Below are 21,370 nucleotides of genomic sequence, written 5' to 3' on the forward strand. Positions count from 1 at the left end.
TTATGAAAAAGAGCTGAATCAGGGCAAGGTACATAAAAACAGGATGTTGACCGCAGCATGAGTGCTTTGCGGGTCCTCCAAAAACATAGATAGGGAATGGGGATTCAACCTCATTCCTTATCTATGTTTTTGGAATGCCTTCTTACAGGTACGCCACCTTATGGGAACGCTATTCCTAATCACCAAGGGTATTGCCGCTTAGCAGGTATAGTATAATACATGGGTTATAGATAAGGAGAGGCCAATGAGAATTCTAATTGTTGACGATAATCCAACCAATATCATTATTGTTCGCGAAATATTAAAAAAGGAAAATTATAGAGATGTAATTTCAGCTAGTTCAGCCGCAGAAATGTTGGAGCATCTAGGGATTGGTGATCGCAGCATTAGTCTTCGACCCCGTCCTTCTGATATTGATCTGGTGCTGCTGGATATGATGATGCCTGAAATGGACGGCATTGAAGCTTGTAGTATTGTGCAGGAGTACGAGCATTTAAAAGATATTCCGATCATCATGGTAACTGCTGTAGGGGATTCCAAAAAGCTGGCTGAAGCACTGGATGTAGGGGCCGTCGATTATGTTACGAAGCCGATTAACAAGGTGGAGCTCATGGCGAGAATTCGATCTGCCTTGCGTCTTAAGCAGGAGAAGGACTGGCACAAGGACCGGGACCAGCGAATTCAGGACGAACTGAAGCTGGCTGCGATGGTGCAGCAGGCAGTGCTGAGTCCTGCGATTCAAGACCCGATGCTGGAAGTGAATGCGCTGTATCAGCCTTCCTTTGAATTGGCGGGAGATTTATATTCATGGTATCCGCTAGGAGAAGGAAGGTATGCCGTCATCTTGCTGGATATGATGGGGCATGGCATTTCATCTTCGCTGTTCTGCATGTTTATTGCATCAGTGCTTAAGGATACTGTGACCACGTATGTGGAGCCTGAGAAGGTCATACAGGAGCTGAATCGCCGTTTTAACCAGCTGGATCTCGGCAAACAGCTGGTACAGTACTATTTTACGGCGATTTATATGGTGATTGATACTCGTTCTCGGCGGATTGACTATGTGAACGCAGGACACCCGCCCGGCTTGCTGTTCAGTCAGGATGGCAACATCACTAAGCTCGACCGGGTCTGTAGTCCGGTGGGCTTGTTTGACAAAATTGATGCGGAAATGCACACGATCCATTATGAAGGGACGGGACATATCGCTTTGTATACGGATGGCTTGCTGGAGGCTGTAGAGGGTGAATACGAGGAGCAAATAGAGTATTTGACTGCTTGTCTGCGCAAGCATGAGCAATGGAATGAAGAAGCAATGCTGGATGCCTTTTTTCGTAAAGTGACGCCTCAGGACCGCGATGATGACAAGTGCCTGATCTGGATTTCATTGAAAGAGGGAGAGAGCTTCCATGGGGCTTCATGAACCGATTCATATATTGCTGGTAGATGACAGACCTGAGAACCTGCTCGCTCTTGAGGCGGTGCTGGAGAGTGAGCAATATAATCTGGTAAAAGCTACATCCGGAGAAGAAGCACTGCGATGTTTGTTAAAAGATGAATTCGCACTCGTAGTTCTCGATGTGCAAATGCCGGGTATGGATGGAATTGAGACTGCAAAGCTGATTAAGGCCAGAGAGAAGACAAAGGATATTCCGATTATCTTCATTTCAGCTAACAGCAAGGAAGCTGAACATTTGTTTGCAGGCTATTCAGCGGGTGGTATTGATTATATGGTAAAGCCGTTCATCCCTCAAATCCTCAAGTCCAAAATTGAAGGCTTTGTGCAAATGTATTTGACGAACAAGCGCTTGAAGACACAGTCTATGCTGCTTCACCAGAAGACTCAGGAGCTGGAGAAGATGAACAGCGAGCTGATTGCCGCCAAGGAGGCAGCGGAGATTGCGGCCAATGCCAAAACGGAGTTTTTGGCGATGATGAGCCATGAGATCCGCACACCTATGAACGGCGTTATTGGCATGATTGATTTGCTGATGGAGACGGAACTGCAAAGCGATCAGCAGGAATATGCCGCTATCATCCGCCGCAGTGCAGACGGGCTTGTAGCAGTCATTAATGATATTCTGGATTTTACCAAGCTGGAGTCAGGCAAAATGGAAGTAGAGGAATATCCATTCGAGCTGGTTTCCTGTATCAAGGAAGTATTCAGCCTGTTTACGATAGAAGTGAAGCGGAAAAATTTGGAGATGGCTTATTTTCTCGATGAACAGATGCCTTCCGTGCTATATGGCGATATGGGAAGATTGCGTCAAGTACTGATTAATCTGGTATCCAATGCCGTTAAATTTACAGACCAGGGCGGGGTATATGTCTTCGCTTCTGTCAAAGAGCGTAGCGACAAGGGACTTACCGTTGAGTTTTCTGTGAAGGATACCGGTATTGGTATTGAGTCGGCTAAAGTTGGAAGGCTGTTTCAGCCCTTTTCCCAGCTTGATTCTTCAATGACACGTAGATATGGCGGGACCGGTTTGGGACTCGCCATATGCAAAACGCTGGTCAATATGATGGGCGGGGATATTCGTGTGGATACGAGCGGAGAACAGGGTGTAACGTTTCATTTTACAATGAAGCTTAGCAGGTGGCATTTGGAAGGTGCTAAAAGGTTATAGCTTGATTCAAGGGCCCGTATAATGGGTTAGTATGTAGGGAAATCTTTTTTTGGGAGCGTAGGCCTATGAATACAAACAAAAATGAGAAGTTCAATACAATTACAGAAACAAGCGATGGCGTAAATATCGTTTATCTGAGTGGAGAATTGGATCTTTCGGTGGCACCTGACTTTCGTTTGGTGATGGAGCCTTTGGTAGAGGAATCCGGCCAGGATTTGATTATTAATTTGAGAGACCTTAAATACATTGACAGCACGGGCATTGGCATTTTGTTATCCATTTTAAAAGCAAGACACGGGATGGAGTCCCGGTTTGCCGTTCAGGAGGTACCGCCTCAAATTCAAAAGCTGTTCGATCTGACCGGTATTGCCAAATTCTTTGTCCCCCAGGAGAATTCCCAATAGGAAAGGAAAGAAAAAGAAATGAATGCTCAAATTCAAAAAGTAGTTCTTAATTTGCCTGCCACTGCTGACTTTGTTGATATTGTAAGATTAAATTTATACGGTATTGCCGCGAAAATGGGATTCTCTTATGAGGAGATTGAAGACATGAAAGTGGCTGTATCGGAAGCGTGTAATAACTCTGTTCTTTATGCATATGGTCATAAGGGAGGAGTCGTGGAAGTGACATTCGAATTTGACAAAGCTTCGTTGTCTATCCGTGTCAAAGATGAAGGGGAGAGCTTTGAACGGGTGGAGGACCCGTCCCGTAATGCATCCTTGCATGACAAGGAGTTGAATGATGCACAGGTGGGCGGTTTAGGCTTTTATCTCATGCAGGCGCTTATGGATGATGTCCATATCTTGAATGAGGCAGGAAAAGGCACCGAAGTGGTGCTGATCAAGCGTCTGACCAGAAGTGAGGAGAAAGTATGAATGAAAAGGTAACTCCCCCGGAGTCGATGGATGAAGCCGTTGGTCTAATCTGGGAGTACCAGCAAACTAAAGATAACGAGATTGCTACCGTGCTGATCCGCAAGTATGAACCGATGGTCAAGATGGCTGCCGGGAAGATCTCTCGTAACCGTCCGGATTTATACGAGGATTTATATCAGACCGGTCAGATGGCTTTGATCCGTCTGCTTCAGCAGTACGATATCAGTCTGGGTATTCCCTTTGAACCGTATGCAATGAAAAGTATGCTCGGACATATGAAAAATTATTTGCGCGACAAATCATGGTACATTCAGGTTCCCCGCCGCATTAAGGAAAAGGGAGCGCTTGTTCAGCATGCCATCGACGAACTAACCGTTAAACTGGAACGTTCGCCGAATGTGAGCGAGATTGCGGAATATTTGGAACTGACTGTGGAAGAAACGATCGAAGTGCTTGCTGGTCGTGAATGCTACCATTATGTTTCGCTAGATTCGCCTTTATCCCAGGAAGAAAGTGCAGCAACGTTAGGTGAGCTTATTAGCTCGGAGGCCAACGATTATGATACGGTCGAAAAACGGATGGATTTGCAGCAGGCTTTAAGCCAACTGAAAGAGCAGGAACAGAAGGTGCTCCTCCTCGCATTTCAGGACGGACAATCTCAACGTGCGATTGCGCAGACGTTGGGCGTATCGCAGATGAGTGTTTCCCGTATCCAGAAGCGGGCAACAGAAAAGCTGAAGCAGATTATGTCTAATTCCTCTATTTTATGAGAACACAGCAGAGTTTACGGTTTCAAATATTTGACGTCACATCGTAAGGGCACGTTATTCCAAATAGGGAAGCGTGTCCTTTTTTAAAACGAACAAGCGCAACAAATTGTAGCAGCTGCTTAGCAGTTACAATATACTTAGTTTGCATAATTAGCGTCTAGAAAAGTGGATTATGTTTGTTTGTCCGTAATACATGCCTACCTTGCGAAGTCGGCAAATACATACTCCCATGAACGTCTCGCTTCTGAGTTAAGTACCTATTTTGATTTTGAAACAAAAAATGGTCTGAAAATTGAAACATCAGCGAATCCGTTCACGAACGAAAAACCAAACGCAATAATTTTTGATGAAAGTCAAGAAGCTATAATTCGATAAATTCACGAATGAGATTTTATGACGACAGGAGAGATTACGGTGCAACTTTCAGATTCCACCCATTCCGAAATCATCACTCTATCTAAACAAGGCGAAGATTTAGTGAAGGCAGGCGATCTTGAGGCGAGCAAGCATAAGTATGTTGCTGCCCTCCGCTTATTGCCGGAAAACCATCGAGAATGGGAGGCCGCTACATGGTTATACGTGGCTATCGGGGATGTTCATTTTCGAATGAATAATTACGATAAGGCCTTCAAGTGCTTTTTTAATGCTGTTCAGTGTCCGAAAGGGTTGGGCAACCCCTATATTCATCTTCGGCTAGGGCAGCTATATTATGAACAGGAAAACCTCGAAAAGGCGACAGACGAGCTAACCCGGGCTTACATGGGTGCGGGTATTGAGATTTTTATGGAAGATGACCCAAAGTATCTTGAATTTTTGGAGACAAGCATAGAGATTTGAAATTCCAGGTGGTTCAAGAGTTGACTGAGGTATTCAAGTGGCAGGTTAGGGGAGTACTGGAGTAGTATTAAAAAAACAGCCAGCTTCTTGCATGCTGGCTGTTCAGTGTTTGAGATCTATTCCTGTTGTAATCAGAACGTTTGGTTACTAGGATGTTGTATTCAATTCCTTTTCCGACTCCTTGACTGCCTGGGCTGTTGCATCCATAATCTCTTGATCTGCCTTGGCTGCTTCATCAGCAACGTCGGCAGAAGCTCTGGCTACGCTGGATAAGATGATGTCATTGCTCCCGGATACGGTTTTAGCCACATCTGCTGTTTTGGTAGACACCGTTTTGGCCAAATCCGTTGCTTTGCTGCTGACTACAGAGGCGACGTCTTTTGTTTTATCGGATACAATCGTCATTTTATCAGACAGTTCGCTGCGCAACTCACGTCCCGGCTTCGGTGCGAACAGCAGGGCTGCCGCAGCACCAATTAAACCTCCGATCAATAAACCCTTTGCAAAGCTTGAAGTATTGCCTGCCGTATTTTGATTGTCGATGTTATTCATGTCATATCACTCCTCTTATATAATAAAAAAATATATAAAAAACCATGCTGCTTTTGATGATGCGAAAGCTTCGTGTGCAGCTTTGTCTTGCTTACTTCGTATATAAACGCCGTGACCTTGAGTGAAACAATAAGCATCCGGTTCGCCTACAGGCGGGGAGTGGAAGAAGGGGAAGAAGGCTGCTGACACGCTCGCCAGTAGAGCACAGGAACGGTAAACATCAGCCAAATGAACCCTGCCATATACCCACCCGCAATGTCGGTAGGAAAGTGAACTCCTAAATATACGCGACTTAGTCCAATCAAGAGAATAAGCAGTACACCAAGGATGCACGGAGGGAAGAGCGAACGATTATGAATCTGGCGTTCTATAGCCCAGATAGCAAATAGGGTTCCGTAAAATCCCATGGAAATCATCGCATGACCGCTGGGAAAGCTGTAACCTCCGGCTTCTACCAAATGCTGAAGTGCCGGGCGCTCCCGCTGCAACATTTCTTTGATGATCGTATTCAATCCCCACATCGCCGTAAAGCTGCTTATAACTGCAAAGGAATAAGCCTTTGACCGAAAATATACCCGGCACAAGATGGCAACGCCGAGGGCAACGAGCAATGATATATGGAATGAACCGAAGGATGTAATGAATATAGCAACGGGGAGCAACCTGTAATGTGTAGTTGTTATCTCTGGAAAAATCATATTCTGAATACGTTCATCCCAATGTAAAAAAGGAGCTGTACCGATCCATCGGATGGAGTAGGCAATGAGAAGCAAAACAACAATCATGACCATAGACGCATACAGACTGCGGCGTAAATAGCTTGGCAGGAAACGAAATGATTGAGACTTTTGAGGCAGCATATATAGCTAATCTCCTCCTTAAGGCTAAGTGATAGATTGATCATGTTGTACTATTAACTTAACGAATAATAGGCTTGAAAGCAAAAACTTGACTAAGTCGCAGGCTGATTTGCCTTGAGTCAATGTATATGTAACCTATAAAAAATAAGGCTCGTACTCCGCTTGCGCATCTGTTGATGCGACCGGAGATACGAGCCTTATTTACGAGCACAGCGCACGATCATGAGCAGTGTTGTCCCAAATGATAGGTCATAAGCTAGTTAAGCGACCTGTCGTACGAGCTGGTGGTCAGGAGGGCTTGCGCAATCTGCCCAGCTCAGAAACGATGGCCTCAACCTCTGAGATGCTCAGGTTAGGTTTGCTTATCACCATATCATAGACATCATGGATGTCCTCATATTGCTCCAGCGAGAAAGCAGAGGCTTGCATAGCAGCTCCACTCGCCATACGAAGCTTGGTTTTAATACCTTCAATCATATACTCAATGTTGGCATGAGACGGTACAGACAAATCCATTGTTAATGTTCCATCCTTTCATAACAGGGGAAGTTGCCTGTATTGTATCATGTTTTTGTTGTAGAATGTACTGAAAGCCAGAATGCCGGTAAACAACGGAATCAAGGAGGATGGACAAAGGTGTCTTTGTATAATCGAGCTTCCGCATCCGGTCGCTCCCCCTTAGATCGTAATGTAGAAAAAACAGATCGTGAAGGACTCGCACCGTTCTTTCGGGAAATTCATGACCAGCATACTATAGATAAGCTGACCTTTGTTTGTATCGGTACGGATCGCTCGTCAGGTGACTCGCTGGGGCCGCTGGTTGGCACCATGCTCAAGGAGCAGGGGGTTCCACACGTCATTGGCACATTGACGGAGCCGTGTGACGCGGATCATCTGGTGTCGTATCTGGAGCGTATTCCCCAGGATCACCATGTCATCGCCATAGACGCTTGTCTTGGACAGCAGGGATCGACAGGGATGTTTCTTATTGCACGTGAGCCGTTGACTCCGGCCCGCTCCGTTGGGCTGGCTCTGCCTTCTGTTGGACACTATAGCGTCGCAGCTATTGTTAACGAGCGTAGCCCCAAGCCCTATTGGACCTTGCAAATGACGTCGCTCCACCTCGTCATGACGATGGCTGCACATATTGCCAACGCTGCGGCTTCTGAATTTGGGCTAAGAGCAGCCACGCAAGATTTTCCAGATGGCTACCGTTTCAGATATTGATGTTCTGCTTAATAATATACATCAGCATGTTCTACTTACTAATATATTCAGCTCCAATAGACTATATACAGAGAAGGAAGGGTTTCACATGAAAAAGGTATTGTGCGAAGGAACAACGATCTGCTATGCCGAACAGGGGAAAGGAGAACCGATCATTCTGCTGCACGGATTTTGCGGAAGCTCTTCCTATTGGGATGAGGTTGTTCCCTTGCTATCCCAAAGCTATCGATGTATTGTTCCAGACCTGCGTGGACACGGACGCAGCGATGCTCCACTCGGAGCCTATACCATTGATCAAATGGCAGATGATGTGCTTAAACTTCAAGGGCAGTTGGACATCCCGCAGGCTGCCTGGTTCGGTCACTCCCTAGGGGGCTATTTGACACTTTCCGCAGTACAGAGACATGCGGAGCGTCTTACAGTCTTTGGGATGATTCATTCGACTGCTTATGCAGATACGGAGGAAGGCAAAGAAAAGCGGGACAAGGCTGTATCCACCATTCAAACTGAGGGGATTACGAGCTTTGTAGACGGGCTCGTACCTGGGCTGTTTGCTCCAGATCATGTAGAGTCTATGCCCGGACAGTTACTTAAAGCCAAAGAAATTGGCTATAAAACGCCGCCGCAAGGGGCTGTAGGAGCTTCACTGGCTATGCGTGAGCGTTCTGACCGTCGGGATGTACTGTCAGCTTCTGCCTTGCCGGTCCTTTTAGTGGCAGGTGAGCAGGATCATGCAGTTCCTCCAGCCCGCACGTTTACAACGGATCGCACCGGGGTAACTCAGGTTACTATACCGAAAGTGGGTCACATGAGCCTGTTCGAAGCACCGGAATTATTAGCGGATGCCATCTCGTCATTTTTGGAACAACATTTGAAGTAAGCCTGAAGAAGAACTCAAAAACCGGGAACACCTGATGTGATAATCAGATGCTCCCGATTTTTTTTGTGCAGCCCATTGTTTTTGGGTGTGCAAGGTGTCTAATTTATATTGCTTTTGTTCAAGGCAAACGCCGTCGGTAAACCGTCAATACTCTCCAAACTTTTCTCATAGTTATACTTTTTAAGGGCTTCTTCACCCATCTGAATCGCGACTTCCTTCAGCTTTTCCCGTTCGCTTGTGAATGTCATGAAGGGAACCGCAAAACCACATGAATTCTGCACCATGTGAACGTCCACAACAATGATCTGTCTTGCTCCGGGAAGCGGGGCGAAGAGAGGGTATAGCTCATTCCATTGCTGGGTATCGGGCAGCACGACGGCACCAGTGCCGTAGAGCTTTAATACACTGGGCGCGCCCTCAAATGCACAAAACATGATGGTTACCCGTCCGTTCTCTATAATGTGGGCGCTTGTCTCGTTGGTGCTTCCCGCCAAGTCGAGATAGGCTACTTTCTGATCCGACAGAATACGCAAGGAATCATAACCCTTGGGAGAAAGATTAACGTGTCCAGCCTTGGATAGCGGTGCTGATCCTACAAAGAAAATATGCTGCCGCTGTATAAATTCTTGATATTCCGGTAATATCGAGCTAAATCGATTAGCCATGCGCAATCATCCTTTCTCATAAAATAATAATCAAATAATTGTTTCTTTAGAAAATAAAATTTAATAATAGATTGAATAGATCTTTTAATTTCATTGAATAATTTTTGTTTCTCTTGAAACAAAATTAACATGATACTGACGAAGAAGCAATATTAAATTTTTAAAACATTCGTCATTGGCCAGTCCTATAATAGGCCATAAAGCAATGTACCCACTGTAACGTCGGAATGTCACATGCCATACGTGAGCATGCTGACTACCGGATCATTGGTTGCTGCATGGCGGCGGCATTTGGCTTTTGGAGAAGGATGTCTTACAATCAGAAGGGACAGGGTTCCTGGTTGTCTAGGCATCGGGATGAAAGGAAGGGAACGGCTTGCTTAGAAAAGATTATTTGCTCAGTATGATGGAAGAATTGACATCCGCAGTAGCAACGGTGCTCGGTCTAAGACGTGAAAATAAACACATTGAAGCGCTGAAGCAGCTAGATGACCTGCTCAACAAGCAGTTTCGCCTTCGTTCAGATTTGCTCAGACGATTGCCGCCGGAGCAGATAATTGAGCTTTTCCGATTGGGCCCTGGAATTGAAGCGGATAAGCTGCAGCAGGTGGCTCGTATTTTAGAAGAAGAAGCCGTGATTTACCTGGAAACCGACAGAACAGACGAGGGAATACGAATCTTGATGAAATCACTTCATCTATATTTGTACAGCGATTCGAACGGCGCAGCTCGTGAACTACAGACTCTGCCTGAACGGATTGCGTGTATCGTAAATCTGGTGTGTGAATATGAGCTACCCACTGAAACCAGCAGGCTGTTGGCTGCTTATTATGAGCGTGAGGATAGGCTGGATGAAGCTGCCGATGTTTGGTTCGGACTGGCATGGGAGCAGCCAGAGCTGCTGTCGGAAGCAAAGTCATTTTATAGCCAATTGCTGGATAAGACCAATGCGGAGCTGGAGCGGGGTGGAATTTCACGCCAGGAAGTCACCGAAGGTTTGGCCGAGATCACCCAATTACATGAAAGAAAGTGAGATGTACCTTTTGGATTCACTGCGTGAACTTATATACCAATTGACCACAGGAGGCTCTCTTATAACCGCGACGCTAAGTCAGCTTCGCAAACGGGAGGATGCTTCCTTTACTAAAGTACACATCAAGCCTGTGGAATTGAAAAACAAGCTGCATTACCAGTTTGCTTTTCATTACAGCAACAAAGTCATTCATGAAAACCTAACCCCGGACGAAGCTAATGCGCGCATGACCGCCTTGTTTGAGGATACGTTCCGTCAAGGTCTTTTATGTGCCAAGGATGCGGACTATCAGGTGCTAATTAGTAAAAAATATAAAGTTTCCATTTTGACAAAATCACCAAGTAAAAGTAAAGCCGACCTGTCTCATAATCGTAAAAAGCAATATGTGCTGGAGGAAGGGGAGCGAATTCCGTTCCTGATTGAGTTGGGAATTATGAATGAGGACGGTAAGGTGCTGGCACGCAAGTACGATAAATTCCGTCAAATCAACCGTTTTCTCGAAATGGTACAGGATGTACTGCCTAGCCTTCCCGTAGGCCGCCCATTGACGATTGTGGATTTTGGCTGCGGCAAATCGTATTTGACCTTTGCCTTGTATCACTATTTGGCTGTACAGCAAAAACGACCTTTACAGATCGTCGGTTTGGACTTGAAGGCAGATGTCATTGAAACCTGTAACCTGCTGGCGCAAAAGCTACAATATCGCCAATTGGAGTTTCTGGTCGGTGATATTGCAGACTATAACGAGCTGGAGCAGGTGGATATGGTCGTTACCTTGCATGCCTGCGATACAGCCACGGACGCTGCGCTGGAAAAGGCTGTACGCTGGGGAGCGTCCGTCATTTTGTCGGTTCCATGCTGCCAGCATGAGCTGTTTAGCCAGCTGGAAAATCCGGTGCTGGAGCCATTGCTTTCCCACGGTATCCTGAAGGAGCGTTTTTCGGCACTGGCAACGGATGGAATCCGGGCCAAGCTGCTGGATATGATGGGATATCGGACACAACTTCTGGAGTTTATCGACATGGAGCATACACCTAAAAATATCCTGATTCGTGCCGTCAAGGGCCAAGCGGGAGAGAAGTCCGTTCTATGGCATGAATACACGGCATTTCGGGATTTTATTCATGCTGATCCTTATTTGGAACGCGCGTGTGCAGATTTGCTTCCCGAAGGAGCAGGGAAGACGCAGACACATCGTTAAGGAATATCGTAAAAGTGGGGCCACTACGGAGCGGCTCCACTTTTTTTGCTTCTATCCGCCATAGGCACTTCTAAAAGCAGTGCACAAAGCGTCGCGATCCACCTCCCATAATGCCGCGAGCGCCTCACTGACATCTTCGTCCCACCAGTCACACAGTAGTTTGCGGTTGCTACGGTTTTCCGCAATCCAGATAAGGTGTCCGACGACTTTGCGATAGTACAGCTCCTCGCCCTGCTTGACCAGATCAGGAGCAATGTGAACAGGCAGACGCTTGCGCGCTCGGTATAGCTCTTTGCTGCATGCGCGCCTGATACCACGGGCTGTGGGTAAACGGGATTGTGGATTGTCATGTTTGGGAAATTTGCCAGGAGGCATATCGTCCCCCCTCCTCTCTCCCACAGCTTATGCGGACAGAAGACCAGGGGTCACTGACTCCCTGTTTGAGCAAAGTGGCGACTTGTTCAACCGCTGTGATAAACTAATGAAAATAGAGCAAAAAGGCAGGGAGTGGCAGAGAGATGGATTATATATCTGGCATCATTAATTATTTGTTTGAGATTATTCGCAGCCTTGGATATTTTGGTATTATGCTTGGATTGATGGTTGAAGTCATACCGAGTGAAATTGTTCTCGCATATGGTGGTTTTTTAGTGTCCTCAGGCCATATTAATTTTTTTGGCGCGGTTGTGTTTGGAACCATTGGCGGGGTGCTGGCTCAGCTGTTTATTTATTGGATTGGACGTTATGGCGGCAGGCCGGTATTGGATAAGTATGGTAAATACATACTTATCAAAAAGAGTCATGTGGACCACGCTGAGGCTTGGTTCAACAAATACGGCACAGGGGTCATTTTCACAGCGCGCTTTATCCCTGTTGTACGTCACGCAATCTCAATCCCTGCCGGGCTCGCTCGAATGAACGTATGGCGCTTTATTATTTTGACGACGCTGGCGATTATACCTTGGTCTGTTCTGTTTATTTATTTAGGTATGCTGCTGGGAGACAAATGGGAGCAAATTGATGAAGTGGCTGCGCCTTACATCAAACCGATTTTGCTGGTTGCTCTTGCGCTCCTGATCATTTATTTTGTCATCAAATGGGTTATATCCAAAAACAAAAAAGGAAGTGCATAACATGAGCCGTACTAACGTATCGCAATATTTCAGAAAGGGCTTGAGCCCTGAGCAGTTTATGGAGGGAATGGAAAAGAACAAGGAAGCTTTCCGCTCCGGGTACGATCAGTTCGTGTGGAACAGCGAAGAGGATCAGGAGTATTTTGAAAGCTTGAACCATAGAGATGATCTGCGTGTGCTTATTTTGGCTGCCGACTGGTGTGGCGATGTAGTACGCAACGTGCCGGTTGTATTCCGTGCGCTGGAGAATAGCGGCATTCCGACCGAAGTATTGATTTTGGAAAATCACCAGGAACTGATGGACGACTTCCTGACCATGGGCGGACGTGCAGTGCCGATTGTGATTTTTGCCGATACAGGGGGCCACGTACTTGGTCACTGGGGACCGCGTCCTGCGCATGTCCAACAAATCATGATCGAGTTCAAACGTGAGAATCCTGATCGGGAAGCCGATGATTATCAAGAAAAAATTGCGGTTGCCCGCAAAGAAATGGCTGAAAAATATGGGGAGGGAACCGAGTCTCATCCTGTAATTGTTCAGGAATTGCGCGAGCTGATCTCGGGATTTTAACTCATGACGTTATCCGTTCGCAGCTTTAATCTCGGTCCACTCCAAACGAATGCTTATTTGCTTCAAGGGGATGATCCGCAACGTGCCGTTATTATTGATCCGGGGATGAATCCAGGCCCTTTGCTGAGAGCTATTGAACAATTGACCATTGAGGCGATCTTGCTGACTCACGCCCATTTTGACCATATCGGTGGGGTAGAGGCGATTCGCAATGCCAAAGGGTGCCCGGTTTACCTGCACGCCTTGGAGCAAGACTGGCTGACATCTCCCAAGCTGAATGGCTCCTTGATGTGGCCGGAGGCGTCGCCACCGATCTCGACGGAGCCTGCCGAATATGATTTGGCGGAAGGCCAGCAATTGAACCTGATCGGGCATACATTCAAGGTGCTCCATACACCGGGGCATTCACCTGGCAGCGTGAGCTTTTTGTGCGGCAAGGATCTTTTTTCCGGGGATGTGCTATTTCGTCAAGGCGTCGGTCGTACGGACCTGCCTGGTGGTCGGGAACGTGACTTGTATGACTCGATCCAGAACAAATTGTTCCCGCTTGGAGATGATGTTACCGTGTATTCCGGTCACGGACCCAAAACATCCATCGGCTATGAAAAAGCCAATAATCCGTATATTCGGTAAAATGTATGAACGTTTCAATTGGGGCAGAGCCAAAGTTGTGACAGGTTTTGCTCCTTTTCGACAACAAATTATAAATTATGTATAGACAAAGGTTTTTATTTTTGTTAACATAAATTTATTGAAGTTACATACTAAACTCGCGAAGCACGCAAGCTGTGGATGAATCCCGGTTTGCGTTCTTTTTTTTGCCCATTAAGAGGATAAAGAGGCATGAGGCCGTCAGATCACAAGGGGGAGCAAGAATGAAAAGAAAACATATATATGGGTTACAGCGTGAGAGTGGAGAAAGCCTCCGTTTTTCTAATATAGTAGGAGATAAAGCCTCCGTGGTAGGCTCTGAGCCGAAGGTCATAACATGGAAGAAGGTAACCAGACGAGCCTGCACCTATACACAAAAATGGCATGTAAGGCTAAATGAGCACAGGCTGGGGCGTGGAGACGGCCAATTTTAACCATTAGTTGTCAGAATTGCCCCGTCTTCTAAAGCGGGGGATGAATGGCAACGGTTTGCACTGTACAACCTCATAATACTATAAAGATTTATTCAGTCGTACTATGATAAAAGGTTGTGTTATCAGTGCAATTAGACTCAAATAATCATTCAGTGTTCTCGCTCAATTATCACCTAATTCTAGTAATCAAGTATCGCAGAAAGGTAATCAATGCTGAAATATCCGAACGTCTGAAAGAGATATTTGAGTACATTCAGCTTAATTACAACGTTACCTTGCAGGAATGGAACCATGACCGCGATCATGTTCATATCCTCATGAAGACGCATCCGAATACGGACATTTCCAAGTTTCTGAATGCCTATAAGAGTGCATCGTCAAGATTGATCAAGAAGGAATTCCCTATCATTCGTAAATTCTTGTGGAAAGAGTATTTTTGGTCACGTTCCTATTGCCTGCTTACTACGGGTGGAGCACCGATAAACGTGATCAAGAAGTATATCGAAACACAAGGTCAGAAAGGAGGATAGGACTTGCTGAAAGCCTATAAGTATCGCATCTATCCAACAGGCAAACAGCAACAGTACCTTGCAAAAGTGTTTGGTTGCGTTCGGTTCATCTACAACAAAATGCTTGCGGATAAGATCGAGCATTACAAGAAGACTGAAACCATGCTCAAGAATACGCCTGCTACATACAAGAAGGAATTTGACTGGCTGAAAGAAGTAGATAGCCTTGCACTTGCCAATGCTCAACTGAACTTGGACAAGGCATATAAGAATTTCTTCCGTGATCAGAGCGTTGGGTTCCCGAAATTCAAGAGCAAGAAGACGAACAGCCACAGTTATACAACGAATAATCAGAAGGGCACGATCAGCGTGGAAGGCGATTACATCAAGCTTCCTAAGCTGAAAAGCAGAATCAGAATCAAGTTACACCGTCCATTCGTTGGGCTGATCAAGTCATGCACCGTAAGCAAAACACCGTCAGGCAAATATGATGCGTCCTTACTAGTGGAAACGGATATTCAGCCTATGCCTAAGCTTGCGAATAAGATGGGTATTGATCTTGGACTAAAGGTGTTTGCTATGACTTCCGAGGGAGAAATCATTGATAATCCTAAGCACCTTCGCAAGTCTGAAAAGCGATTAGCAAAATTGCAAAAGGACTTGTCACGCAAAAAGAAGGGAAGCAATAACCGACACAAGGATAGGCTGAAAGTTGCCAAATTGCATGAAAAAATAGCCAATCAGCGTCAGGACTTTTTGCACAAAGTATCTTCCAAGATGATTAGCGAAAACCAAGTCTTTGTCATGGAAGACCTTCGAGTAAAGAACATGATGCAGAATCACAAGCTTGCTAAAGCGATAAGTGAAGTATCATGGAGCTTGTTCCGTTCGATGCTTGAGTACAAGGCGAACTGGTACGGACGTGATCTGATGATTGCACCCAAAAATTACGCTAGTAGCCAATTATGCTCATGTTGCGGTTACAAAAATGCAGACGTGAAGAATCTTGGCTTGCGTGAATGGACTTGTCCAAGCTGTAATGTACATCATGATCGGGACGTGAACGCTGCCAATAATCTGCTGAAACTCGCATTGTAATTGCATCTATTGGGTTAGGAACTAGCCTGTAAGCTTGGGTAAACTTGGAGCAGTAGCTCTATTGACTAAGAAGCACCCACCTCTTAGGTGGTGTGTAGTTCACGACTATAGATGATATAGACAAGCTACTTATTTTTTAGTAGACTTAGCAGATAAGTTCAGACAAACGGGGGGGCTAACGATGCATCATTTAGGAGCTAGAATTATGATCGTCGCGGATGCTTTTGAGCAGAATCTTCCTGTGGGCGAACACGGTTTTATCATTGCTTACGATCGTAATGCGGACAATGCTTTTGACTATGTCATTCGCGTCCCGAAGGTGAATCGCAACTTTTTTGTACCTTCCGGGGACATCGAGCTGGAAGAAAGTATTCTGAAGCTGGAAGCCGAGCGAATTGAGCGTGAAGCGCTGATAGATTACGCCCTTGCTACTCATAATGAGAAACTGTTCAAGCATGTGATGAACGGTGGTCTTGATTCGGTAGAGGCTGAGGAAGAAGAAACCGCGGCAGAGTTGTTGTCACAGGCTGATTTTATCAAACAAGTCAATTTACGTGCTTGGATATAGGAGTCGGCCACTGCCGACTCTTTTTAGGAATATATAACGGCACGATCTCGTTCCTATAGTTTTCGTGAAAGGCACCGAGAGGTGCTTTTTTTATATCCGTTTAGCAATATTTATCTCATTGGCGTACAGTATGCTTCTGTGCCGCGTCAAAGATTGAATTGTAAAAGGTTCTATCCTATAATTAAAAACGTTATTTCAAAGTTCGGTGCAGCATTTTTTGATATACATGAGGAGGGTATTGTATGAACATTTCCATGGAAGATGTCCGTCACGTAGCCAAGCTGTCCCGGTTGAATCTGACCGCGGACGAAGAAGAAACGATGACAGGGCAATTGAACGCCATTCTCCATTATGCGGAGAAACTGAATGAGCTGGATACGGAGCAGGTAAAACCGACCACTCATGTGCTGCACGTCAGCAATGTCATGCGGGACGACGAAGTTCGCGACAGTTTGACGCAGGAGCAAGTCATGCGCAATGCACCTGAAGAAGAAGACGGACAGTTTAAAGTTCCTGCTGTTCTGGAATAGATTTTACATTTGAAAGGAGGATGCAAATTGAGCTTGTTCAATAATACATTGCCGGAAATACATAACAAGCTGCATCAAAAGGAAATTTCTGTGAGTGATCTGGTGGGACACGCTCTGGAGACGATTGGTGCGCGGGAAGACAAGATCAGGGCTTATATCACCGTTGACGAGGAACAGGCCCGTGCATCCGCACGTCAGCTGGATGATCAGCTGGTTTCGGGAGAGGAACGCGGGTTGTTGTTTGGCCTGCCAGTTGGTATTAAGGATAATATCGTGACAGAAGGGCTGCGTACAACATGCGGCAGTCAGTTTTTAAAAAATTTTAACCCTGTGTACGATGCCACGGTTGTCGACAAATTACGAGCAGCCCAAACCGTAACACTTGGTAAAATGAACATGGATGAATTCGCCATGGGCGGCTCTAACGAGAACTCCAGCTTTTTCCCGGCGCGTAATCCATGGGATCTGGAACGTGTACCTGGCGGTTCCAGTGGGGGATCAGCAGCGGCCGTAGCAGCGGGTGAGGCTTATTTCACCCTTGGCTCCGATACAGGCGGTTCCATTCGCCAGCCCGCTTCTTATTGCGGTGTAGTTGGTCTGAAGCCAACCTACGGTCTGGTATCACGTTTTGGATTGGTGGCCTTTGCCTCCTCTTTGGATCAAATTGGACCCATCACCAAAAATGTTCAGGATTCGGCGTATGTCCTGCAGGCGATTGCAGGCTATGATCAGAAGGACTCCACTTCTGCGAAGGTTGATGTTCCTGATTATTTGAACGCTTTGACCGGAGATGTAAAAGGACTTCGCATTGCTGTACCTAAGGAATACCTTGGTGAGGGCGTCGATCCACAGGTTAAGGAAAAAGTGCTGGATGCACTGAAAACGCTGGAAGGACTGGGCGCGGTATGGGAAGAGGTGTCTCTCCCTCACACCGAATATGCGGTAGCTACATATTACCTGCTGGCTTCATCCGAAGCATCCTCCAATCTGGCCCGTTTTGACGGTGTGCGCTACGGTGTACGTTCTGATAATCCTGACAACCTGCTTGATCTGTATCATCAGTCACGCACGCAGGGCTTTGGCCCTGAGGTGAAACGCCGGATTATGCTGGGGACCTATGCCCTTAGTTCCGGGTACTATGATGCTTACTACCTGAAAGCTCAAAAAGTACGCACGCTGATTAAACAGGATTTTGACCGTGTATTTGAGCAATATGATGTTATTATCGGACCTACCGCACCGACAACTGCATTCAAAATCGGTTCGCAGGTGGATGATCCATTGACAATGTATTTGAACGATATTTTGACGATTCCGGTGAGCTTGGCCGGGGTACCAGCCATCAGCATTCCTTGTGGTCTTGCAGATGGACTGCCGGTCGGACTGCAAATTATCGGGAAAGCCTTTGATGAGTCTTCCGTGCTGCGCGTAGCGCATGCATTTGAACAAAATACCGAATTTCACAAGCAGCGTCCACAGCTGTAATTTATCGAAAAGGAGGGAAACCATTTATGTCTACAACTACATCCAAATATGAGACGGTCATCGGACTTGAAGTCCATGTGGAATTGCATACGAAGTCTAAAATATTTTGCGGATGCTCGACATCCTTCGGAGCGCCGCCCAACTCACATACATGTCCAGTATGTCTCGGACACCCAGGGGTATTGCCAGTATTGAACCGTCAGGCCGTCGATTATGCGATGAAAGCAGCGATGGCGCTCAATTGTACCATTGCTGATGTGAGCAAGTTTGACCGCAAAAACTATTTTTACCCCGATTCACCGAAGGCTTACCAAATCTCGCAATATGATCAACCCATCGGCGAGAACGGCTGGATTGATATTGAGGTGAACGGTGAGACCAAACGTATCGGCATTACCAGACTGCATCTGGAAGAAGACGCAGGTAAATTAACCCATGTGGATGGCGGCTATGCGTCTCTGGTTGATTTTAATCGGGTCGGCACGCCACTGGTCGAAATCGTTTCGGAGCCGGACATATCTTCGCCGGAAGAAGCCAAGGCTTATCTGGAAAAAATACGTGCTATCATGCAGTATTGCGATGTATCCGACGTGAAGATGGAGGAAGGCTCACTTCGCTGTGACGCGAATATCAGTCTTCGTCCGCATGGACAAAAAGAGCTGGGAACCAAAGCGGAACTGAAAAACATGAACTCCTTCCGTGGCGTACAGCGTGGACTGGAATATGAGCAGTTCCGGCAGGAGCAAATGCTGGAGGAAGGCGGAACGATTGTACAGGAGACACGTCGTTGGGATGAGGCCCAAGGTAAAACCCTGTCCATGCGTGGCAAGGAACAGGCGCATGATTATCGTTATTTCCCGGACCCGGATCTCGTTACACTGCATATTGATGAGGAATGGAAAGAGTGCATCCGTGCTTCGATTCCTGAACTGCCTGACCAGCGTAAAGCACGCTACACTTCGGAATATGGGTTACCTGAGTATGATGCCCAGGTGATTACGTCCTCCAAGCCATTGGCTGATTTGTTCGAGGATAGCCTTCAATACACCAAGGATGCCAAAGCAGTATCCAACTGGATTATGGGGGATTTGCTCGGCTATTTGAATAGTGCCAGTGTAGAGCTGTCACAGGTTAAGCTGACAGGTCGGGGCTTGGGTGAAATGATCGGACTGCTGGAGAAGGGGACGATCAACAGCAAAATTGCTAAAACGGTCTTCAAGGAAATGCTGGAGAGTGACAAACTTCCACAGCAAATTGTTGAAGAAAAAGGGCTTGTGCAAATCAGTGATGAGGGCGCGGTCCTGACGATCGTCGAACAGGTTGTAGCGGCTAACCCGCAATCGGTTGAGGATTACAAAGCCGGCAAGCAAAAGGCCATCGGCTTCCTGGTCGGTCAAGTGATGAAGGAGAGCAAGGGCAAAGCAAACCCTGGCCTCGCCAATAAGTTGCTGACAGAAGTGCTGAACCGCTAATGGCATAGATTTGACTGGGGGCTTGTCTTTTAGGGACAGGCCTCTTTTTGCATAGACGAGAGAAACTGTTGAATGAAAACGGAAAACGAGCTTTAGAAGCGTGATGGCACATTATGAGTTTCCTTTAGGAGGGAAAACAGATGGTTACCCTATGTTCATTGAAAGACGATGATATCGTAAGCCAGATATGGCGTCTTCAGCACGTTGCTTATAGGCTGGAGGCGGAGCTAATTGGGTTTGAGGAGATCCCGCCCCTCATGGATACATTTGATACGCTGAAAAGCTGTGGTGAGTCCTTTTACGGCTGGATGGAGGATGGTGAGCTGTTAGGCGCGCTGGCTGTGCAGTCTGAGTCGCCCGATTCGCTTACTCTTACGCGTATGATGGTTCATCCGGATCATTTTCGTAAAGGGATTGCGGACTCCTTAATGGCGCATGTTTTGAATGAACATCGTCATATACCGCTGTTTATCGTCTCCACAGGAACTTTAAATACTCCTGCGGTTGCACTTTATCGTAAACACGGCTTTCGCCCTGTGTCAGCGGCTGAGGTTGCCCCAGGCGTGGAATTAACCACCTACCATCTGCATAACGTGGAATAATGCTCACAAACCGCGCACTCGGAGAGGGAAGCACGACACAACCGGGAGGAGAGACTCAAATGAATAATCCGTGGATTATCGATGATTCACATATCATTTTACGGCTTTTACTGTCCATGCTTCTCGGTGGATTTATTGGCATTGAACGCGAACGCTCCAATCACGCTGCCGGTTTGAGAACTCATATTATGGTCAGCCTTGGCTCGACACTGATTATGCTGCTCTCCATTTATGGCTTTTCGGACTTTATTAAAGAAGCCAATGTACGTATAGATCCAGCTCGTCTGGCTACGGCGGTGATTACTGGAGTAGGCTTTTTGGGTGCAGGAACAATTATGTTTACAGGCAAATCCATTACTGGCTTAACGACTGCCGCTTCTATTTGGGTCGTGGCAGCCATTGGCCTTGGTGTTGGTGCGGGCTTTTATTTTCCTTCCATCGCAGCGACGGTGCTTGTGTTTTTGAATTTATGGGTATTTAACAAAATCGAACTGCGGTATATGCGTGGACGCACACGTCACCTGATTACTTTGTACGGATTGTCCTCTCATGGATTACTGGAGCAAATTTCGAATTATTTAAAACAAGAAAAAGTAGAAATACGCAAAATAACGATTAAAGAACATGAGCATGTCCCTTTTCATGAAGTGCACCCTAATCGGCAAAGTATGGAGGTCTCTTTGGAAGTATTGGCCAGCCGCGATTTTGATCCAGTGCGTACTGCCGCTGAGCTTCGACAGTGGGAAGATGTAGCGGCAGTTTCTGTAGAATGATGGGTTACCACATTTTT

Annotated in this window: 26 protein-coding genes and 1 pseudogene; 22 read left to right on the forward strand and 5 right to left on the reverse strand. The window is 46.4% G+C overall.

Going from position 1 to position 21,370, the window contains the following annotated elements; genetic code table 11:
• The first annotated feature begins 244 nt into the window (after window positions 1-244).
• The 6 genes and pseudogenes from BAZ21_RS17410 (at window position 245) to BAZ21_RS17435 (ending at window position 5,109) form a co-directional block, all read left to right on the forward strand.
• On the forward strand, window positions 245-1,423 hold the full coding sequence (locus tag BAZ21_RS17410; RefSeq protein WP_068503456.1) for a PP2C family protein-serine/threonine phosphatase: 1,179 nt from the start codon (window positions 245-247) through the stop codon (window positions 1,421-1,423).
• Window positions 1,410-2,591 (forward strand): annotated as a pseudogene (locus BAZ21_RS17415) (ATP-binding protein); the annotation flags it as partial. The gene BAZ21_RS17410 and the pseudogene BAZ21_RS17415, both read left to right, overlap by 14 nt.
• Window positions 2,592-2,692: 101 nt before the next feature.
• Window positions 2,693-3,031: an STAS domain-containing protein gene (locus tag BAZ21_RS17420; protein WP_068503459.1), complete on the forward strand. Its 339-nt coding sequence runs from the start codon at window positions 2,693-2,695 to the stop codon at window positions 3,029-3,031.
• Between the two features lie 18 nt (window positions 3,032-3,049).
• Entirely contained in the window at window positions 3,050-3,502 is a 453-nt protein-coding gene (gene rsbW / locus BAZ21_RS17425) for an anti-sigma B factor RsbW (protein ID WP_068503461.1), read from the forward strand.
• Complete coding sequence (locus tag BAZ21_RS17430) at window positions 3,499-4,272, forward strand: sigma-70 family RNA polymerase sigma factor (protein ID WP_068503464.1); 774 nt, start codon at window positions 3,499-3,501, stop codon at window positions 4,270-4,272. Before rsbW ends, BAZ21_RS17430 begins: the two co-directional genes overlap by 4 nt.
• A 414-nt stretch (window positions 4,273-4,686) precedes the next feature.
• Entirely contained in the window at window positions 4,687-5,109 is a 423-nt protein-coding gene (locus BAZ21_RS17435) for a tetratricopeptide repeat protein (protein ID WP_068503467.1), read from the forward strand.
• A gap of 147 nt (window positions 5,110-5,256) precedes the next feature.
• Here the strand turns inward: BAZ21_RS17435 and BAZ21_RS17440 are convergent, their stop codons facing one another.
• The 3 genes from BAZ21_RS17440 to BAZ21_RS17450 all read right to left on the reverse strand — a co-directional run bounded on the left by BAZ21_RS17440 (window position 5,257) and on the right by BAZ21_RS17450 (window position 7,037).
• A complete protein-coding gene (locus tag BAZ21_RS17440; RefSeq protein ID WP_068503470.1) occupies window positions 5,257-5,661 on the reverse strand; it encodes a YtxH domain-containing protein in 405 nt (134 codons plus the stop codon).
• 146 nt (window positions 5,662-5,807) lie between these two features.
• The gene (locus BAZ21_RS17445; protein WP_068503473.1) at window positions 5,808-6,521 is read right to left on the reverse strand and encodes a phosphatase PAP2 family protein; all 714 of its coding nucleotides are present in this window, start codon (window positions 6,519-6,521) and stop codon (window positions 5,808-5,810) included.
• A gap of 288 nt (window positions 6,522-6,809) precedes the next feature.
• Window positions 6,810-7,037, reverse strand: coding sequence for a DUF1128 domain-containing protein (locus tag BAZ21_RS17450; protein ID WP_007432112.1), 228 nt, complete (start codon window positions 7,035-7,037; stop codon window positions 6,810-6,812).
• Between the two features lie 120 nt (window positions 7,038-7,157).
• Here BAZ21_RS17450 and yyaC point away from each other — a divergent pair, with 120 nt between their 5' ends.
• Both yyaC and BAZ21_RS17460 read left to right on the forward strand, forming a co-directional pair.
• Window positions 7,158-7,748, forward strand: a complete 591-nt coding sequence (gene yyaC / locus BAZ21_RS17455) for a spore protease YyaC (RefSeq protein WP_068503552.1) — start codon at window positions 7,158-7,160, stop codon at window positions 7,746-7,748.
• Window positions 7,749-7,836: 88 nt separating this feature from the next.
• Window positions 7,837-8,628, forward strand: coding sequence for an alpha/beta fold hydrolase (locus BAZ21_RS17460; RefSeq protein WP_068503476.1), 792 nt, complete (start codon window positions 7,837-7,839; stop codon window positions 8,626-8,628).
• A gap of 98 nt (window positions 8,629-8,726) precedes the next feature.
• Here the strand turns inward: BAZ21_RS17460 and BAZ21_RS17465 are convergent, their stop codons facing one another.
• Window positions 8,727-9,293: a pyridoxamine 5'-phosphate oxidase family protein gene (locus tag BAZ21_RS17465; protein ID WP_068503478.1), complete on the reverse strand. Its 567-nt coding sequence runs from the start codon at window positions 9,291-9,293 to the stop codon at window positions 8,727-8,729.
• 376 nt (window positions 9,294-9,669) lie between these two features.
• Between BAZ21_RS17465 and BAZ21_RS17470 the strand changes: the two genes are divergently transcribed.
• Together BAZ21_RS17470 and BAZ21_RS17475 are read left to right on the forward strand one after the other, a co-directional pair.
• Complete coding sequence (locus BAZ21_RS17470; RefSeq protein ID WP_068503481.1) at window positions 9,670-10,326, forward strand: DUF6483 family protein; 657 nt, start codon at window positions 9,670-9,672, stop codon at window positions 10,324-10,326.
• Entirely contained in the window at window positions 10,313-11,527 is a 1,215-nt protein-coding gene (locus tag BAZ21_RS17475) for a class I SAM-dependent methyltransferase (RefSeq protein ID WP_068503485.1), read from the forward strand. Before BAZ21_RS17470 ends, BAZ21_RS17475 begins: the two co-directional genes overlap by 14 nt.
• Window positions 11,528-11,578: 51 nt before the next feature.
• Here BAZ21_RS17475 and BAZ21_RS17480 read toward each other — a convergent pair whose 3' ends face one another.
• Window positions 11,579-11,902 (reverse strand): dehydrogenase, encoded by a 324-nt coding sequence (locus tag BAZ21_RS17480; protein ID WP_068503488.1) that lies wholly within the window; start codon window positions 11,900-11,902, stop codon window positions 11,579-11,581.
• A 143-nt stretch (window positions 11,903-12,045) separates the two neighbouring features.
• Here BAZ21_RS17480 and BAZ21_RS17485 point away from each other — a divergent pair, with 143 nt between their 5' ends.
• From BAZ21_RS17485 to BAZ21_RS17540, 12 genes are all read left to right on the forward strand, one after another.
• Complete coding sequence (locus tag BAZ21_RS17485; protein ID WP_068503491.1) at window positions 12,046-12,660, forward strand: DedA family protein; 615 nt, start codon at window positions 12,046-12,048, stop codon at window positions 12,658-12,660.
• A gap of 1 nt (window position 12,661) precedes the next feature.
• A complete protein-coding gene (locus tag BAZ21_RS17490; protein ID WP_068503494.1) occupies window positions 12,662-13,231 on the forward strand; it encodes a thioredoxin family protein in 570 nt (189 codons plus the stop codon).
• Between the two features lie 3 nt (window positions 13,232-13,234).
• Window positions 13,235-13,864: an MBL fold metallo-hydrolase gene (locus BAZ21_RS17495; RefSeq protein WP_068503497.1), complete on the forward strand. Its 630-nt coding sequence runs from the start codon at window positions 13,235-13,237 to the stop codon at window positions 13,862-13,864.
• A gap of 242 nt (window positions 13,865-14,106) precedes the next feature.
• On the forward strand, window positions 14,107-14,316 hold the full coding sequence (locus BAZ21_RS17500; RefSeq protein WP_068503500.1) for a hypothetical protein: 210 nt from the start codon (window positions 14,107-14,109) through the stop codon (window positions 14,314-14,316).
• Window positions 14,317-14,441: 125 nt separating this feature from the next.
• Window positions 14,442-14,846 carry an IS200/IS605 family transposase gene (tnpA, locus tag BAZ21_RS17505; protein WP_141694994.1) on the forward strand — a complete coding sequence of 135 codons (405 nt, stop codon included), beginning with the start codon at window positions 14,442-14,444 and terminating at the stop codon, window positions 14,844-14,846.
• A gap of 3 nt (window positions 14,847-14,849) precedes the next feature.
• Window positions 14,850-15,923: an IS200/IS605 family element RNA-guided endonuclease TnpB gene (gene tnpB, locus BAZ21_RS17510; protein ID WP_068503505.1), complete on the forward strand. Its 1,074-nt coding sequence runs from the start codon at window positions 14,850-14,852 to the stop codon at window positions 15,921-15,923.
• Between the two features lie 181 nt (window positions 15,924-16,104).
• Window positions 16,105-16,491 (forward strand): hypothetical protein, encoded by a 387-nt coding sequence (locus BAZ21_RS17515; protein WP_043891290.1) that lies wholly within the window; start codon window positions 16,105-16,107, stop codon window positions 16,489-16,491.
• 242 nt (window positions 16,492-16,733) lie between these two features.
• On the forward strand, window positions 16,734-17,021 hold the full coding sequence (gatC, locus tag BAZ21_RS17520) for an Asp-tRNA(Asn)/Glu-tRNA(Gln) amidotransferase subunit GatC (protein WP_068503508.1): 288 nt from the start codon (window positions 16,734-16,736) through the stop codon (window positions 17,019-17,021).
• Between the two features lie 27 nt (window positions 17,022-17,048).
• The gene (gatA, locus tag BAZ21_RS17525) at window positions 17,049-18,506 is read left to right on the forward strand and encodes an Asp-tRNA(Asn)/Glu-tRNA(Gln) amidotransferase subunit GatA (RefSeq protein WP_068503511.1); all 1,458 of its coding nucleotides are present in this window, start codon (window positions 17,049-17,051) and stop codon (window positions 18,504-18,506) included.
• A gap of 26 nt (window positions 18,507-18,532) precedes the next feature.
• Entirely contained in the window at window positions 18,533-19,978 is a 1,446-nt protein-coding gene (gene gatB, locus BAZ21_RS17530; protein ID WP_068503514.1) for an Asp-tRNA(Asn)/Glu-tRNA(Gln) amidotransferase subunit GatB, read from the forward strand.
• A 140-nt stretch (window positions 19,979-20,118) separates the two neighbouring features.
• Window positions 20,119-20,580, forward strand: a complete 462-nt coding sequence (locus BAZ21_RS17535) for a GNAT family N-acetyltransferase (RefSeq protein WP_068503517.1) — start codon at window positions 20,119-20,121, stop codon at window positions 20,578-20,580.
• A gap of 59 nt (window positions 20,581-20,639) precedes the next feature.
• Window positions 20,640-21,353 carry an MgtC/SapB family protein gene (locus tag BAZ21_RS17540; protein WP_068503519.1) on the forward strand — a complete coding sequence of 238 codons (714 nt, stop codon included), beginning with the start codon at window positions 20,640-20,642 and terminating at the stop codon, window positions 21,351-21,353.
• Window positions 21,354-21,370 lie beyond the last annotated feature (17 nt).

The organism is Paenibacillus kribbensis (assembly GCF_001705305.1).
GTDB lineage: Bacteria > Bacillota > Bacilli > Paenibacillales > Paenibacillaceae > Paenibacillus > Paenibacillus kribbensis_B.

Excerpts from the sequence above, each read along its gene's own strand:
- BAZ21_RS17430 (WP_068503464.1), top strand. The coding sequence starts at position 3,499 with ATGAATGAAAAGGTAACTCCCCCGGAGTCGATGGATGAAGCCGTTGGT.
- BAZ21_RS17450 (WP_007432112.1), bottom strand. The coding sequence starts at position 7,037 with ATGGATTTGTCTGTACCGTCTCATGCCAACATTGAGTATATGATTGAA.
- gatB (WP_068503514.1), top strand. The coding sequence starts at position 18,533 with ATGTCTACAACTACATCCAAATATGAGACGGTCATCGGACTTGAAGTC.
- BAZ21_RS17440 (WP_068503470.1), bottom strand. The coding sequence starts at position 5,661 with ATGAATAACATCGACAATCAAAATACGGCAGGCAATACTTCAAGCTTT.
- BAZ21_RS17485 (WP_068503491.1), top strand. The coding sequence starts at position 12,046 with ATGGATTATATATCTGGCATCATTAATTATTTGTTTGAGATTATTCGC.
- BAZ21_RS17535 (WP_068503517.1), top strand. The coding sequence starts at position 20,119 with ATGGTTACCCTATGTTCATTGAAAGACGATGATATCGTAAGCCAGATA.
- BAZ21_RS17495 (WP_068503497.1), top strand. The coding sequence starts at position 13,235 with ATGACGTTATCCGTTCGCAGCTTTAATCTCGGTCCACTCCAAACGAAT.
- BAZ21_RS17540 (WP_068503519.1), top strand. The coding sequence starts at position 20,640 with ATGAATAATCCGTGGATTATCGATGATTCACATATCATTTTACGGCTT.
- rsbW (WP_068503461.1), top strand. The coding sequence starts at position 3,050 with ATGAATGCTCAAATTCAAAAAGTAGTTCTTAATTTGCCTGCCACTGCT.
- BAZ21_RS17420 (WP_068503459.1), top strand. The coding sequence starts at position 2,693 with ATGAATACAAACAAAAATGAGAAGTTCAATACAATTACAGAAACAAGC.
- gatC (WP_068503508.1), top strand. The coding sequence starts at position 16,734 with ATGAACATTTCCATGGAAGATGTCCGTCACGTAGCCAAGCTGTCCCGG.
- BAZ21_RS17515 (WP_043891290.1), top strand. The coding sequence starts at position 16,105 with ATGCATCATTTAGGAGCTAGAATTATGATCGTCGCGGATGCTTTTGAG.
- BAZ21_RS17490 (WP_068503494.1), top strand. The coding sequence starts at position 12,662 with ATGAGCCGTACTAACGTATCGCAATATTTCAGAAAGGGCTTGAGCCCT.
- BAZ21_RS17410 (WP_068503456.1), top strand. The coding sequence starts at position 245 with ATGAGAATTCTAATTGTTGACGATAATCCAACCAATATCATTATTGTT.
- BAZ21_RS17475 (WP_068503485.1), top strand. The coding sequence starts at position 10,313 with ATGAAAGAAAGTGAGATGTACCTTTTGGATTCACTGCGTGAACTTATA.
- BAZ21_RS17465 (WP_068503478.1), bottom strand. The coding sequence starts at position 9,293 with ATGGCTAATCGATTTAGCTCGATATTACCGGAATATCAAGAATTTATA.
- BAZ21_RS17500 (WP_068503500.1), top strand. The coding sequence starts at position 14,107 with ATGAAAAGAAAACATATATATGGGTTACAGCGTGAGAGTGGAGAAAGC.
- BAZ21_RS17460 (WP_068503476.1), top strand. The coding sequence starts at position 7,837 with ATGAAAAAGGTATTGTGCGAAGGAACAACGATCTGCTATGCCGAACAG.
- BAZ21_RS17480 (WP_068503488.1), bottom strand. The coding sequence starts at position 11,902 with ATGCCTCCTGGCAAATTTCCCAAACATGACAATCCACAATCCCGTTTA.
- BAZ21_RS17445 (WP_068503473.1), bottom strand. The coding sequence starts at position 6,521 with ATGCTGCCTCAAAAGTCTCAATCATTTCGTTTCCTGCCAAGCTATTTA.